We start from the raw sequence: 13454 nt of genomic DNA on the forward strand, positions 1-13454 counted from the left end.
GAACCCGCTCGCAATCACCTGTCTCGACGCGCAAACTGCCGTGAGGCGTTCTTTTTTAAAGAGACAAGGCTGATATCGAAGCCGATGATCGCTTTCGGACATTTTTTGATCTCGAAAGCGCCCATGAGGGTATTTTGTGTAGGAATATTGCGACGATTCCGCAAGAAAATAACCGTCGCGAAGACAATTTTAGCGTTTTTTCGAAAATTTTGACGAGGGATGGTTGTTGCGCGCCTGCTCCCAAGACCCAGGCGATATGGCGGTAAAGCGAGGTGAATCTAAAAGTGGAAGTTTCGATGCCGCTGACCCACATAGGTAGCGGCGCCTGTCATGGCGTGGCCTATGCCGAGGAGATTGATGTCGCGTGAATGAGAATGACGATTCGAAAGCCTATTTTGACCTCTGGCGGCTGATCCCCGATGGTGCCCCGATCGTAACGCATTCCAGCCGGCTTTTTCCCGTACGTCGTGACGGCGAGCCAGCCATGCTGAAGATTGCGGTCGCGCCCGAGGAGAAATGGGGCGCCGAACTCATGGTTTGGTGGAATGGCGTCGGTGCCGCGCGCGTTCTTGAACATGAAGGTGATGCCATCCTGCTCGAACGGGCGACAGGTCCTTGTTCTCTCATCGAGATGGTAAGGAGTGGCGGGGATGACGAGGCAAGCCGCATCATCTGCAAAGCCGTCGTGGGGCTTCACGCGTCGCGCGGGATTTCTTTGCCGACTTTGATTCCCTTGGTCCACCGGTTTCGTTCGCTCGAAGCGATGGCCCACTGCGAAGGTGGCACTTTCGTGCGGTCCGCGGTCACGGCCCGCAAACTGCTGTCGGAACCCCGCGATGTCGTGACGCTGCATGGCGACATCCATCACGGCAATATTCTGGACTTTGCCGAGCGCGGCTGGCTCGCGATCGATCCGAAGGGGCTCGTGGGAGAACGCGGCTTCGACTACGCCAATCTCTTCTGCAATCCGGATAATGCCACTGCCACATCTCCCGGCCGCCTTGCGCGGCAGGTGGCAGTCGTTGCCGAGGCGGCGGGGCTGGAACGCGGGCGACTGCTGCAATGGATCGTTGCCTGGGCTGGCCTTTCGGCCGCGTGGCTGATCGAAGATGGCGAGGACGAACACGTCCAGCCAACACTGAATGTTGCCGAAATCGCGGCTGCCGAACTATCCGGGACCCCCGGGGCTTAAGAGATCAAAGCGTCGCGCCAGGCCTGCCGATAGCGGATCAACCCGGCCAGTTCGGCGCGAACGGGCAAGTTTTCCGCTGTTGTCCCAGGGCGTATGCCCGTCAGCAGCGCTGCACCCTGGCTGGTGCCTGTCGAGCCCGCCAGCGCAATAACGTCGGTATTCGTCAAGGCGGACAGGGCTTTAAGGTAGGCGCGGTTGAGCGCGAAGGGTCCTTCGACGAAAATCGATCCTCTGGCGCCGATCAAGCCGAGGCAAGCTTCTGTCATCAGCGCGAGATAGAGGCTGACGGCGGCAAGGCGCTCGGCATTGTTCGCGGCGTTATCCGCGATCCAGCGCCGCTTGCTGCCGGGAAAGGGACCGGAACCTTCAACGACGTTGGGCAGCAGCATGAGACTTTTGCCGATCACCGGCTCAAGAGCAGCCTCGATCGCCTCGGGTGATGCGGTGCCGATTTCGGCGGCCAGAATCTCGAACTCGCGGCCACCCATGAAGCGTGCGGATGGTACGGCACGGCCGTAGGCATCGACATTGGCAAGCGCATCGCGCTTGGGATCGAGATGCTCGAGATCGCCGCCAACGCCGAAACTGATTACCCAGGTTCCGGTCGAGACGACCGCAAACGGGGCTTCGTTTTCCACCAGATGCGGCAGAAGCGAGGCGTTGGAATCGTGAATGCCGCAATAGACGGGCACGGCTCTTGCCAGACCGATTTCCGCGGCAAGCGTCGGCAATACCGATCCGAGCGCATCGAAGGCCGAACGCACCGGCGCCATCAGCGGGCGGATGCAAAGCGTGTCGACCAGAGAGGAGTAGCCTTGCGTGGTCGGGTTCCAGAGATCGGTGTGGCAGCCGAGTGAAGTCACCTCGTTGGCAGCGACGCCGCTCAGCCGGAATGCCCAGTATTGCGGATAGGTCAGGATCGTGGCAACGCGGGCGAAATCGGCGGGAAAGCTGCCTTTCAGATAGTGAATCTGCGCGCCGATGTTAAGCCCGACCGACAGTCCGGGCGAAAACGTCTCGGCGAATTCAGGTCGCAACCGGTCATAGGCGTCCCGAACGGCTTGGGGATAGGCGTGCTCATAGTCGAGAACCGGCATGGCAAGACTGCCGTCGGCCGCAAGCAACACGGCAGATGCGCCATGCGTCGTGATCGATATCGCATCGAAACCGGGCGCGACTGTAAAGCCCTTCAGCGCTTCGATGATGAAATGCCAGAGCCTTTCGATGTCGTAATGCGGGTAGGGCTCGGTCTTCAGCACGCTGTTACCCGTCTTGACAACGGCGACCTCGCTGCCCGTACCGGCATCGAGCACGACCACCTTGGCGTTGGTCTTGCCGATGTCGATCACGGCGATGTGGCGGTAGGCTGTCTCGGTGCTCATGGCAGATAAAAGACCGCGACGAGATCGCTCTGAACCGGCGAATTGTCGGGATTGGTCGCCATGATATCGGCCATATGCGCCCACCATTTCTTCATGACGGGATGGTCCGGCAGGCTCGCCATTGTGTGATCCTTCGGCCGCGTCAGCACGCCGAAGAGCGTATTCGTCTCGCGATCGAGGTGGATGGAATAGTCGCTGACGCCGGACTCGTGCAGTAGGTCCACGAGTTCCGGCCAGATTTCGTCGTGGCGCTTCCGGTATTCCGCTTCCATGCCTGGATTGAGCGTCATCTTGAAGGCGTGGCGTTCGAGAGCAGCGGTCATTTGGAACTCATGGTCTTGATGCGCCGGGCGACGATCGGCAACGCGATGGTGATGATGAGGAGGAGGCCGATGAAGATCGACATGACGATGCCGGGAACGTTGAGCAGGCCGAGGCCGAATGTGACGAGGCCCATGACGAAGGCGGCGATGACAACGCCGCCGATCGTGCCTGAGCCGCCGAGGATCGACACGCCGCCGAGCACGACCATGGTGACCACCTCCAGCTCCCAGCCGAGCGCGATCGAGGGGCGCGTCGAGCCAAGACGCGAGGTGAGGCAGACGGCGGCGATGCCGCTCATGATGCCGGTCAAGAGAAACAGGATGAACTTGATCCGTTCGACCGGAATGCCGGAGAAGCGTGCGGCAAAATCATTGTTGCCGATCGTATAGACCTGCCGGCCGAAATTCGTGGCATGCAGCAGGATCGCAAAAGCAATCGCAAGCACGATGAACAGCACGAATTCGAAGGAGAAGACCCAGACGACGTAACCTTGGCCGAAATAGGCGAAACTATCCGGATAGTTGCCATAGGCCTGGTCGCCGAGCACGATGTAGGAAATGCCGCGAAACAGGCTCATCGTGCCGATGGTAACGACGATCGACGGCAGCTTCAGCACCGAAACCAGGAAACCGTTGAAGATACCGCAGACCAGGCCGACGCCGATGCCGATCGCGACGAGGCCGGGCGTGTCGACGCCCAGTTGCGCGGCGGCGCCCATCGCTGTCGAGGCGAGCGCGATGATGGCTGCGACCGAGAGGTCGATTTCGCCTGCGATGACGAGCAGCGCCATGGCAAAGGCGATCATCGCCTTTTCGGTGAAGTTGAAGGTCGCGTCCGAGAGATTGTAGGGATCGAGGAAATAGGGCGAGGCCAGCGAATTGAAGATGAAGATCGCGACCGCGACGCCGAAGAGCAGCGTTTCCCAGCTCGACAGGATGCGCTTGAAAGGAGTGCCGAGGCGATCCGGAATGACGCGCTTTTCCGCCGTTGCCGCTTGCGAACCGTTTGTCATGCGATTGCTCCCTCGCTGGCGGTGTCTTTCGCGGCCTGATCTCTAAGGATGATACGGCCGCGGTTGCGTTCGCGGCGGGCATTGAAGACGACGGCCAGAATGATGACGGTGCCGGAGATTGCCATCTGCGTGAACGGCGAGATGCCGATGACCGGGAGCGCATTCTTGATAACGCCGAGGAAGAGGGCGCCCAACACAGCGCCGGCGACCGAACCGACGCCGCCTGCGATCGAAATGCCGCCGATGACGCAGGCCGCCACGCTATCGAGCTCGAAACCGTTGGCGATATCGACATAGGCAACGGCATAGCGCGAGACCCAGAGATAGCCGCTGAGCCCGGCGAGCGCACCCGAGAGAACGAAGGCGAGGAAACGCGTCCAGCCGACGTCGATGCCGGCATAAACGGCGGCGACTGGATTACCGCCGCTGGCATAGGCCGAGCGGCCGAACTGCATGTAGCGCAGCACCAGATACATCATCAGCACGATCACGATGCCGATCCAGGCAAGCACCGGCAGGCCGAGAAGTGGTGTACGCGGCACGTTCAGGAAGATCGGCGTGAACTGATGCGCATTCACCCAGGCGCCGCCCGACAGCACGAAGGCCATGCCGCGATAGATCGTCAGGGTGCCGAGCGTGACGACAATCGGCGGGATTTCCAAGGCCCAGACGAGATAGCCATTGATGGCGCCAAGAACCGCACCCATCAGGATTGCCGTGATGACGAGCACGATCAGCGGAATATCGGGATAGGCCGCATTCAACATCGCAACCGCCATGCCCGTCAGCGCCAGGTTGGCGGCGACGGACAGATCGATCGATTTGGTCAGAATGACGGTCATCTGGGCAAGCGCCAGGATGATGAGGATCGAGGTATCGTTGAAGATATTGGCGAGATTGGCGGGCTCGGCAAAGCCGGCGGCGCGCGTTGCGAAACCAGCGATCATCACGGCGATGATGATAAAGAGCAGTGTCTCTCGTCTTTTGAGGATACGTGGCATCCGGCTCTCCCTATGCATTTCCCGTGGCGGCACGGACGAGTGTTTCCGGTGTCAGCTCCCCGCGGTCAAAAAGACCAGCCGACAGACCCTCTTTCATAACGAGCACTCGATCCGCCATGCCGATGATCTCCGGCAGTTCGGAAGAGATCATGATGATGCTCAGGCCCTCGGCCGCCAGCTCGCTGATGAAGCCATGAACGGCTGCCTTCGAGCCGATGTCGATCCCCTTGGTGGGCTCGTCGAGAATGATGATTTTCGGCTGCGTCGCGAGCCACTTGCCGATGACTACTTTCTGCTGGTTGCCGCCTGACAGCGTGCCGACCGGCACGGAGAGGGCGGCGGCACGAAGATCGAGCCGTTCGGCATATTTGCGGGCAAGCGCAAATTCGTTGGCCGCTTTCAGGAAGCCCTTGCGCGAGGTGCGTCCGAGCGAGGGCAAAGACATGTTCTGATAGATCGGCATCGGCAGCGCTAAGCCATGGCGGCCGCGCTCTTCCGGTACGTAGACGATGCCGGCGCCGATGGCGTCCTGTGGCGAACGCACCTGGATTTCCCGTCCATCGAGCGTCAAGCGTCCGGAGAGCGGCCTGGTGATGCCGAAAAGCGATTGGCAAAGTTCGGAGCGCCCCGCGCCGATCAGGCCGTAAACGCCGAGAATCTCGCCGCGCCTGAGCTTGAAGGAAATGTCCCGAAACTCCGTGCGATGACAGTATTTGTCGACTTCGAGAACCGTTTCTCCGAGCGCTACCGCAACCTTGGGAAAGGCGTTGCCGACATCGCGTCCGACCATCATGCGGACGATCTCGTCCTGCGGGGTCGATTTCAATTCGCCGTGGCCGACATCGCGACCGTCGCGGAAGACGACGAAATTATCGGCAATTTCATAGAGTTCGTCGAACTTGTGGCTGATGAACAGGATCGCCTTGCCCTTCGCCTTCAATCCCTCGACGATGCGGAAGAGATCGTCGATTTCCTTGCGCGAAAGGGCGGCCGTGGGTTCGTCCATGATGACGATGCGGGCCTCGATCGACAAAGCGCGAGCAATCGCCACGAGATGGCGCTGCGCAATGGAGAGGTCCTTCAATCGGATTGTGGGATCGATGGCGCTTTCGAGGGATTGAAGAAGTTCCTTCGAACGGCTGTTCATCCGTTTCCAGTCTATGGTGCGCCAGGATGTGCGCGGCGCATGACCGAGGAAGATGTTTTCGGCGACGGTCAGCTCGTCGAAGAGCACCGTCTCCTGGTGGATGGCCGTAACGCCGGCATCGATGGCGGCCTGCGCGTTGGCGAAAGCTGTCGGCTTGCCATCGACGAGAATCTCGCCCTCGTTCGGGCGGTAGATACCGGTCAAAATCTTGACGAGGGTCGATTTGCCCGCACCGTTCTCGCCTATCAGGGCGGTCACCTTGCCGGGATAAAGCGAAATGCTGACGCCATCCAGCGCTTTCACGCCGGGAAAGATCTGGGAAATGCCGCGCATTTCCAGGATGGCTTGATTGTTCGCGGCAGGTGCGTCCGCCAGGGGTCGTTGAAGAACTGTGGTCATCAGCAATGTACCGGATCAATGAAACCAGGTCCGGCGGCTGACACCGCCGGAGAGCTGCGAATTCGATTTTCGATCAGAAAACCTTGGAGAACTGATCGATGTTCGAAGCGTTGTAGACGAACGGATCGGCCATGGCGGCTTCGCCGTTTGCGTCGACCTTGATCTTGCCCATGCGGCCAGCATTGATCTCGCTGCCCGGCTTGCCGTCGGTCTCGCCCTTGACAAGGCGATAGGCGATCTGCGTTGCAGAATAGCCGAGATCGATCGGGTTCCAGATCGCGAATTCCTTCGTCGCACCGGATTTGATCGCGCCGGCCATTTCAGACGGCAGGCCGAGACCGGTCACGTAGACCTGGCCGATCTTGCCGGCATCCTTGACGGCCTGCGAAGCGGCAAGCACGCCAACGGTCGTCGGAGCGACGATGACCTTGACTTCCGGATGCGAGGTCAGGAGGCCCTGGGCTTCACGATAGCTCTTGTCGGAGAGGTCGTCACCATAAACGGTCGTGACCAGGTTGAGACCCGGGAAGTCCTTGAGCTGCTTCTTCATTTCGCCGATCCAGATGTTCTGGTTCGTCGATGTCGTCGTTGCCGACAGGATGGCGAAGTTACCCTTGCCGCCGTCGAGATGATCCTTGGCAAGCGTCAGGCACATCTTGCCGATCAGCTCGTTGGACGAGGGGTTCAGCTGCAGGATGCGGCCAGCCTTGGCGACGCCGGAATCCCAGGAGATGACCTTGATGCCACGCTGTGCCGCCTTCTTGAGGGCAGGTACGACTGCATCGGGATCGTTTGCGGAGATCGCGATGGCATCGACGCCCTGCGCGATCAGCGAGTTGATGACTTCGATCTGGCCTTCAGCCGTGGTCGAGGTCGGGCCGGTGTAGATCACCTGCACGCCGCCGAGATCCTTGGCGGCTTCCTGAGCGCCCTTGTTGGCAGCCTCGAAGAAGCCGTTGCCCAGCGACTTCACCACGAGACCGATCTTGATGTCTTTCGCGCTTGCCGCGCCGGCGAAAAGCGTGGCCGCAAGCGCAACGCCGATCGCCAGTTTCTTTGCTATATTCATGTCACTTCCTCCCAAAGTTAATAGGCATGCTCACCCCACCTGAGCCGCGCGTTTCATGCGACCGATGGGGAATCTTCCTCCTCGGCCTGAGCCGAAACATTTGCGATGATGAGCGATACGCCGGCATCCTCGATCATGCGCACGGTCTCGGCGGTCACGCCGTCATCGGTGATGATGGTCGAAACCTGCTCGAGCGGGCAAAGGATCAGGCTGGAACGCTGACGGAACTTGCTGGAATCAACCATGAGGACGAGTTCGTCGGCCTGTCGCATCAGCTTCTGCTCACTCTGGATCAGCAGGCCATCCGCTTCCATGATACCGAGAGGGCCAACGCCTTGCGCGCCGAGGAACATGCGGCGTGCGTAGAAATTGCGGGTCGTATCGTTGTCGAACGGCGAAAGGATCAAGCTCTGCTCGCGATAAATCGCGCCGCCCGGCACTGTCACCGTATTCTTCGAATGCTTGACCAGATGTTCGGCAATGGCGAACGAATTTGTCATTACCTGCAGCCGGAAAGCTGAAATATAATGAACGAGCTGGAATGTTGTCGTGCCGCCATTGATGATGATGGCGTCACCCGGGCTGCATAATTCTGCCGCCTTGCGCGCAATTGCGCGTTTCTTATCGATATTGACGGATTCTGAGACGCGGAAGGGTCGACCGACGAGATTGCCGAGTTGCGGAGGATGGATCGATTCTGCACCACCACGCACGCGCCGGATCTTTCCCTGCACATGAAGGGCAGCGATATCACGGCGTATTGTCGCCTCCGAAGCCTCGGTCAGCTCGGAAATATCCTGAATCGTCACGACAGACTTTTCCTGTACGGCGCTCAGAATAATGCGATGGCGTTCACGTTCGTGCATCGGCTCCTCCTTATTGGCGGTTATTTCGCAAATATGATAAAGTGTCAATCATAAACGATCATAAACTTTCATATTGCATCGCAGCATTATCGAATTTGATCGTTTTCGATTGACAGGGTGACTATATGTGAGCGATACCCTGCTCACAAAGGGCGGTTCCAATCGTAACGTGATCCGCCTGCAGGACTTGATTTTCAAGGGAGGATGACATGGCGGCTGACGTTCAGCTTCTGAAGAACCGTTGGGATGATGCATATGCGGCCGGCCTCGATGAGCCGGGCAAGCTGCTTTATCGCTCGAATCTGCTCGGTGCAGACAAGCGTATCACCAACTACGGCGGCGGCAACACCTCGGCCAAGGTCATGGAAACCGATCCGCTCTCCGGCGAAAAGGTCAAGGTGCTCTGGGTCAAGGGCTCCGGCGGCGATGTCGGCACCATCAAGCTTGACGGTTTCGCCACGCTCTATCAGCACAAGCTCGACAGCCTGAAGAATATCTATCAGGGCGTCGCCGACGAGGACCGCATGGTCGGCTTCCTGCCGCACTGCACCTTCAATCTCAACGCCCGCGCCGCTTCGATCGACACGCCGCTGCATGGCTTTGTGCCGTTTACCCATGTCGACCACATGCATCCCGACGCCATCATCGCTATCGCCGCCTCGAAGAACTCGCGCGAGCTGACACGCGAAATCTTCGGCGACGATATCGGCTGGCTGCCCTGGCGGCGCCCCGGCTTCCAGCTCGGGCTTGATCTCGAAGCCTTCGTCAAGGCGCATCCGAACGCCAAGGGCGTCGTCCTTGAAAGCCATGGTCTCTTCACCTGGGACAATGACGCCAAGGCCTGCTACGAGCTGACGCTCGCCATCATCAACAAGGCGATCGAATGGTTCGCCGCCAAGACCGAAGGCAAAACCATTTTTGGCGGTGCGGTCGTCGAAAGCCTGCCGCAGACGGAGCGCCGCGCTATCGCCGCCCGGTTGATGCCCGAGATTCGCGGCCGCATCGGCAAGGCCGAACGCAAGCTCGGCGATTTCGACGATCAGGGCGCTGTACTCGAATTCGTCAATTCGAAGAATCTTCGCCCGCTCGGCGTGCTTGGCACCAGCTGCCCGGATCACTTCCTGCGCACTAAGATCCGCCCGCTGATCGTCGATTTCGATCCGGCAAAGCCCGATGTCGATGCCGTCATTGCCGGTCTCGACAAGGCGCTGGAAGACTATCGCGCCGATTACGCGCGCTACTACAATGATTGCAAGCATGACAATTCGCCTGCCATGCGCGATCCGAACCCGGTGATCTTCCTCGTTCCCGGCGTCGGCATGTTGTCCTTCGCCCGCGACAAGGCGACCGCCCGTATCGCCGGCGAGTTCTACGTCAACGCCATCAACGTCATGCGCGGGGCATCCACGGTTTCCGAATATCAGGGCCTGCCGGAGCAGGAAGCCTTCGATATCGAATATTGGCTGCTGGAAGAGGCAAAGCTGCAGCGCATGCCGAAGCCGAAGAGCCTTGCCGGCCGCGTTGCCTTCGTCACCGGCGGCGCCGGTGGTATCGGCCGTGCCACGGCTGCGCGCCTGGTGGGCGAGGGGGCTTGTGTGGTTCTGGCTGACATCGACCAGGCTGCACTTGAAAGCACGCAGGCTGATTTCGCCAAGAGATATGGTGCGGATGCGGTGCGCAGCGTCAGGCTGGACGTCACCAAGGAAGATGCCGTCATCTCCTCCTTTGCCGAGGCTTGCGTCGAATTCGGTGGCGTCGACATTCTGGTATCGAATGCCGGCATCGCTTCGTCCGCGCCGATCGAGAGCACCGAGCTTTCGATGTGGAATCGCAATATCGATATCCTCGCGACTGGCTATTTCCTCGTTTCGCGCGAAGCCTTCCGGCTGTTCCGCCGCCAGAATCTCGGTGGCAACGTCGTCTTTGTCGCATCGAAGAACGGTCTGGCCTCCTCGCCGAATGCCGCCGCCTATTGCACGGCAAAGGCAGCAGAGATCCATCTCGCCCGCTGCCTGGCGCTGGAGGGCGCAGAAGCCGGCATCCGCGTCAATACCGTCAATCCCGATGCCGTCCTTCGCGGCTCGAAGATCTGGAACGGCGAATGGCGCGAGCAGCGCGCCGCCTCCTCGAAGATCGAGGTGGACGAGCTCGAGGAACATTACCGCAAGCGCTCTATGCTGAAGCTCAATGTCTTCCCCGAGGACATTGCCGAGGCGATCTACTTCCTGGCCTCTGATTTGTCCGCCAAGTCGACCGGCAACATCATCAACGTCGACGCCGGCAACGCGCAGAGCTTTACGCGCTGATATCAAACGGCCTGCGCCGCGGTTATGCTTGCCGGCGCGGGCCTTCATCGTCTGGGAGGAAAGAATGGCCGAGTTTAGAATTGCGCCCGATCTGGTTGCTGCAGAAAACGACAAGCGCGCCGCCGCGCTGAAATCCGACTATGAGGCGCTTGGCGCCACGCTCGCCCGTCGCGGCGTCGATATCGAGGCCGTCACCAAGAAGGTTTCCGAATTCTTCGTTGCCGTCCCGTCCTGGGGCGTTGGTACCGGCGGCACGCGTTTTGCCCGCTTTCCCGGCACCGGCGAGCCGCGCGGCATCTTCGACAAGCTCGACGATTGCGCGGTCATCCAGCAGCTGACGCGGGCGACACCCAGGGTCTCGCTGCATATTCCATGGGACAAGGCGGATCCGCGTGAACTCAGGGCCAAGGGCGATGCACTCGACCTCGGCTTCGACGCCATGAACTCCAACACGTTCTCGGATGCACCCGGCCAGGCGCATTCCTACAAGTTCGGCTCGCTCAGCCATGTCGATGCGGCAACGCGTGCGCAAGCTGTGGAGCACAACATCGAATGCATCGAGATCGGCAAGGCGCTCGGCTCGAAAGCGCTGACCGTGTGGATCGGCGATGGCTCGAACTTCCCCGGTCAGACCAATTTCACCAAGGCGTTCGAACGCTATCTCGCCGCCATGGCCGACATCTACAAGGCGCTGCCGGATGACTGGCGGCTGTTTTCCGAACACAAGATGTACGAGCCGGCCTTCTATTCGACTGTGGTTCAGGACTGGGGCACCAATTACCTGATCGCGCAAACGCTCGGCCCCAAGGCGCATTGCCTCGTCGATCTCGGCCACCACGCGCCGAACACGAATATCGAGATGATCGTCGCGCGCCTCATCCAGTTCGGCAAGCTCGGCGGTTTCCACTTCAACGATTCGAAATATGGCGACGATGATCTCGACGCCGGCGCCATCGAGCCCTATCGCCTGTTCCTCGTCTTCAACGAACTGGTCGATGCCGAACGGCGCGGGGTCAACGACTTCAATCCGGCTCACATGATCGACCAGTCGCACAATGTCACGGACCCGATCGAAAGCCTGATCTCCAGCGCCAACGAGATCCGCCGCGCCTATGCGCAGGCGCTGATCGTCGATCGAAACGCGCTCGGCGATTATCAGGATGCGAACGACGCGCTGATGGCCTCGGAAACGCTGAAGCGCGCCTATCGTGCCGATGTCGAGCCTATCCTTGCCGAAGCACGTCGCCGTGCCGGCGGCGCCATCGATCCGGTCGCGACCTATCGGGCGAGCGGTTATCGCCGCAAGGTCGCCGCAGAGCGGCCAGCCTCTGCCGCAGGTGGCGGCGGGATCATCTGAGATTATCGGGTGCCGGCGGACAATGGTGTCGGCACCCGATCACTACCGTTGCCGTGCGGATTTCTGGAGCTCTTCCTCTCGCCAGGCGGCCCAGCGGCGACGCAACTCGCCCGGCCGCAGGCCATGGCCTTCATCCAGCATATCAGCCTTGAGAATTCGCTCCGTGCGGAAATGCCGGAAGCCTTGGCGTAGCTCGCACCATGCCACCAGAATGCGGCTCGTGTCGGAATAACCGAGGATGACGGGCCACACCGTCCTTGCTGTTTCCTCGCCCGCTTCGGTGCGGTAGTGCAGCCGAAGCTTTCGCCCTTCACGGACGGCGACACGCAGCATCGGCAGATCGATGTTTTCTTCTTCCGCTCCCGGGACGACGGGTCTGGCTCCGACGCTCGGCTCGAGGATGAAGGGGCGCAGATGGGCGGGCACCACCGCGGTGATCTTGGCAACGACGTCTCGCGCAGCATTGGCGAGGGTCTTGTCGGCACGACCCGCAACCCATTGCGCTCCGAGGACAACGGCCTCGATCTCCTCGGGCGTCAGCATCAGCGGCGGCATTTCATAGCCTGGCGAGAGGAGATACCCGAAGCCCGCCTCGCCCTCGATCGGAACGCGCTGGCTCATCAGATCGGCAACGTCGCGATATACGGTGCGCTTCGAGACCTCAAGCTCATCCGCCAGCGCGGCGGCAGTTATCGGCCGGCTCGACCGGCGCAATATCTGTATGATCTGAAACAAACGGTCGGCGCGGCGCATTCCTGCTGACTCCTGCTGCCAGTATGGTGGCAACAGGGTTATGCGACAAGAGCCTTCGAACCGCCAGCGATAAAGCGGCGGGCTTTTTGAAGGAATATCCGATGAAACTCGCATCCACGCGTCTGATCGCTTCGGACATCAAGAAGATGGTCGGCTTTTATGAGATGGTTACGGGGCAGGCGGCCGAGTGGCTGGCGCCCGTCTTTGCCGAGATCGTCACCCCCTCGGCAACGCTTGCGATCGGAAGCGCCGAAACCGTCGCCCTGTTCCGCGAGGGCAGTGCTGAACCCCGTGCCAACCGCTCTGTTATCATCGAATTCCAGGTCGATGATGTCGATGTCGAATTCGCACGGCTGGAGGACAAGGTGGAGGTCGTGCACGAACCGAAGCTGATGCCGTGGGGCAATCGGGCGGGACTGATCCGCGATCCAGAGGGAACGCTCGTCAGTCTCTACACGCCTGTCACGGACTTTGCGAAACAGCGTTTTGCGGGGCGTTGACCGCTCAAAATTCGCGAAAGGTCCTGATCGGGATTCCAATTCGCTCGGCGCCCGCAGCCTTTCTGCAGTCGCGTTTGGAAGCGGCCTTCGAACGCCGCGTGTCGCGCTCTTATCGGGGCTTGAATGATGGGCGGGCGATGTCGTTG

At 60.3% G+C, this 13454-nt stretch carries 12 protein-coding genes; 4 read left to right on the forward strand and 8 right to left on the reverse strand.

Annotation, left to right across the window (positions count from 1 at the left end; translation table 11 throughout):
• Window positions 1-364: 364 nt before the first annotated feature.
• Window positions 365-1192 carry an aminoglycoside phosphotransferase family protein gene (locus tag ABOK31_RS24940; RefSeq protein WP_349959358.1) on the forward strand — a complete coding sequence of 276 codons (828 nt, stop codon included), beginning with the start codon at window positions 365-367 and terminating at the stop codon, window positions 1190-1192.
• On the opposite strand, the gene ABOK31_RS24945 is transcribed toward ABOK31_RS24940, so the two are convergent.
• From ABOK31_RS24945 to ABOK31_RS24975, 7 genes are all read right to left on the reverse strand, one after another.
• On the reverse strand, window positions 1189-2574 hold the full coding sequence (locus ABOK31_RS24945; RefSeq protein WP_349959360.1) for an FGGY-family carbohydrate kinase: 1386 nt from the start codon (window positions 2572-2574) through the stop codon (window positions 1189-1191). The two genes, ABOK31_RS24940 and ABOK31_RS24945, sit on opposite strands and share 4 nt — an antisense overlap.
• On the reverse strand, window positions 2571-2897 hold the full coding sequence (rhaM, locus tag ABOK31_RS24950) for an L-rhamnose mutarotase (RefSeq protein WP_174176299.1): 327 nt from the start codon (window positions 2895-2897) through the stop codon (window positions 2571-2573). Before rhaM ends, ABOK31_RS24945 begins: the two co-directional genes overlap by 4 nt.
• Window positions 2894-3910, reverse strand: a complete 1017-nt coding sequence (locus ABOK31_RS24955; RefSeq protein WP_174176301.1) for an ABC transporter permease — start codon at window positions 3908-3910, stop codon at window positions 2894-2896. Before ABOK31_RS24955 ends, rhaM begins: the two co-directional genes overlap by 4 nt.
• The gene (locus ABOK31_RS24960) at window positions 3907-4911 is read right to left on the reverse strand and encodes an ABC transporter permease (protein ID WP_349959363.1); all 1005 of its coding nucleotides are present in this window, start codon (window positions 4909-4911) and stop codon (window positions 3907-3909) included. Before ABOK31_RS24960 ends, ABOK31_RS24955 begins: the two co-directional genes overlap by 4 nt.
• Window positions 4912-4921: 10 nt before the next feature.
• Window positions 4922-6457, reverse strand: a complete 1536-nt coding sequence (locus ABOK31_RS24965) for a sugar ABC transporter ATP-binding protein (RefSeq protein WP_349959364.1) — start codon at window positions 6455-6457, stop codon at window positions 4922-4924.
• Window positions 6458-6530: 73 nt separating this feature from the next.
• On the reverse strand, window positions 6531-7526 hold the full coding sequence (gene rhaS, locus ABOK31_RS24970) for a rhamnose ABC transporter substrate-binding protein (protein ID WP_092706622.1): 996 nt from the start codon (window positions 7524-7526) through the stop codon (window positions 6531-6533).
• Window positions 7527-7579: 53 nt separating this feature from the next.
• Window positions 7580-8392, reverse strand: a complete 813-nt coding sequence (locus ABOK31_RS24975) for a DeoR/GlpR family DNA-binding transcription regulator (protein WP_174176307.1) — start codon at window positions 8390-8392, stop codon at window positions 7580-7582.
• 209 nt (window positions 8393-8601) lie between these two features.
• Between ABOK31_RS24975 and ABOK31_RS24980 the strand changes: the two genes are divergently transcribed.
• Together ABOK31_RS24980 and rhaI are read left to right on the forward strand one after the other, a co-directional pair.
• Window positions 8602-10698 (forward strand): bifunctional rhamnulose-1-phosphate aldolase/short-chain dehydrogenase, encoded by a 2097-nt coding sequence (locus tag ABOK31_RS24980; protein ID WP_349959367.1) that lies wholly within the window; start codon window positions 8602-8604, stop codon window positions 10696-10698.
• A 64-nt stretch (window positions 10699-10762) separates the two neighbouring features.
• Window positions 10763-12055, forward strand: a complete 1293-nt coding sequence (rhaI, locus tag ABOK31_RS24985; RefSeq protein ID WP_349959369.1) for an L-rhamnose catabolism isomerase — start codon at window positions 10763-10765, stop codon at window positions 12053-12055.
• A 42-nt stretch (window positions 12056-12097) separates the two neighbouring features.
• On the opposite strand, the gene ABOK31_RS24990 is transcribed toward rhaI, so the two are convergent.
• Window positions 12098-12808, reverse strand: coding sequence for a YafY family protein (locus ABOK31_RS24990; protein ID WP_349959370.1), 711 nt, complete (start codon window positions 12806-12808; stop codon window positions 12098-12100).
• Window positions 12809-12909: 101 nt separating this feature from the next.
• On the opposite strand from ABOK31_RS24990, the gene ABOK31_RS24995 reads away from it, so the two are divergent.
• A complete protein-coding gene (locus ABOK31_RS24995) occupies window positions 12910-13308 on the forward strand; it encodes a VOC family protein (protein ID WP_349959371.1) in 399 nt (132 codons plus the stop codon).
• The last annotated feature ends 146 nt before the right edge of the window (window positions 13309-13454 follow it).

Origin of the sequence: Rhizobium sp. ZPR4, from assembly GCF_040215725.1 — a bacterium.
Classification (GTDB): domain Bacteria; phylum Pseudomonadota; class Alphaproteobacteria; order Rhizobiales; family Rhizobiaceae; genus Rhizobium; species Rhizobium rhizogenes_D.

What these genes read in the sequence shown, in the direction of transcription:
- ABOK31_RS24945 (WP_349959360.1), bottom strand. Translation starts at nt 2,574, where the DNA reads ATGAGCACCGAGACAGCCTACCGCCACATCGCCGTGATCGACATCGGC.
- rhaM (WP_174176299.1), bottom strand. Translation starts at nt 2,897, where the DNA reads ATGACCGCTGCTCTCGAACGCCACGCCTTCAAGATGACGCTCAATCCA.
- ABOK31_RS24955 (WP_174176301.1), bottom strand. Translation starts at nt 3,910, where the DNA reads ATGACAAACGGTTCGCAAGCGGCAACGGCGGAAAAGCGCGTCATTCCG.
- ABOK31_RS24960 (WP_349959363.1), bottom strand. Translation starts at nt 4,911, where the DNA reads ATGCCACGTATCCTCAAAAGACGAGAGACACTGCTCTTTATCATCATC.
- ABOK31_RS24965 (WP_349959364.1), bottom strand. Translation starts at nt 6,457, where the DNA reads ATGACCACAGTTCTTCAACGACCCCTGGCGGACGCACCTGCCGCGAAC.
- rhaS (WP_092706622.1), bottom strand. Translation starts at nt 7,526, where the DNA reads ATGAATATAGCAAAGAAACTGGCGATCGGCGTTGCGCTTGCGGCCACG.
- ABOK31_RS24975 (WP_174176307.1), bottom strand. Translation starts at nt 8,392, where the DNA reads ATGCACGAACGTGAACGCCATCGCATTATTCTGAGCGCCGTACAGGAA.
- ABOK31_RS24980 (WP_349959367.1), top strand. Translation starts at nt 8,602, where the DNA reads ATGGCGGCTGACGTTCAGCTTCTGAAGAACCGTTGGGATGATGCATAT.
- rhaI (WP_349959369.1), top strand. Translation starts at nt 10,763, where the DNA reads ATGGCCGAGTTTAGAATTGCGCCCGATCTGGTTGCTGCAGAAAACGAC.
- ABOK31_RS24990 (WP_349959370.1), bottom strand. Translation starts at nt 12,808, where the DNA reads ATGCGCCGCGCCGACCGTTTGTTTCAGATCATACAGATATTGCGCCGG.
- ABOK31_RS24995 (WP_349959371.1), top strand. Translation starts at nt 12,910, where the DNA reads ATGAAACTCGCATCCACGCGTCTGATCGCTTCGGACATCAAGAAGATG.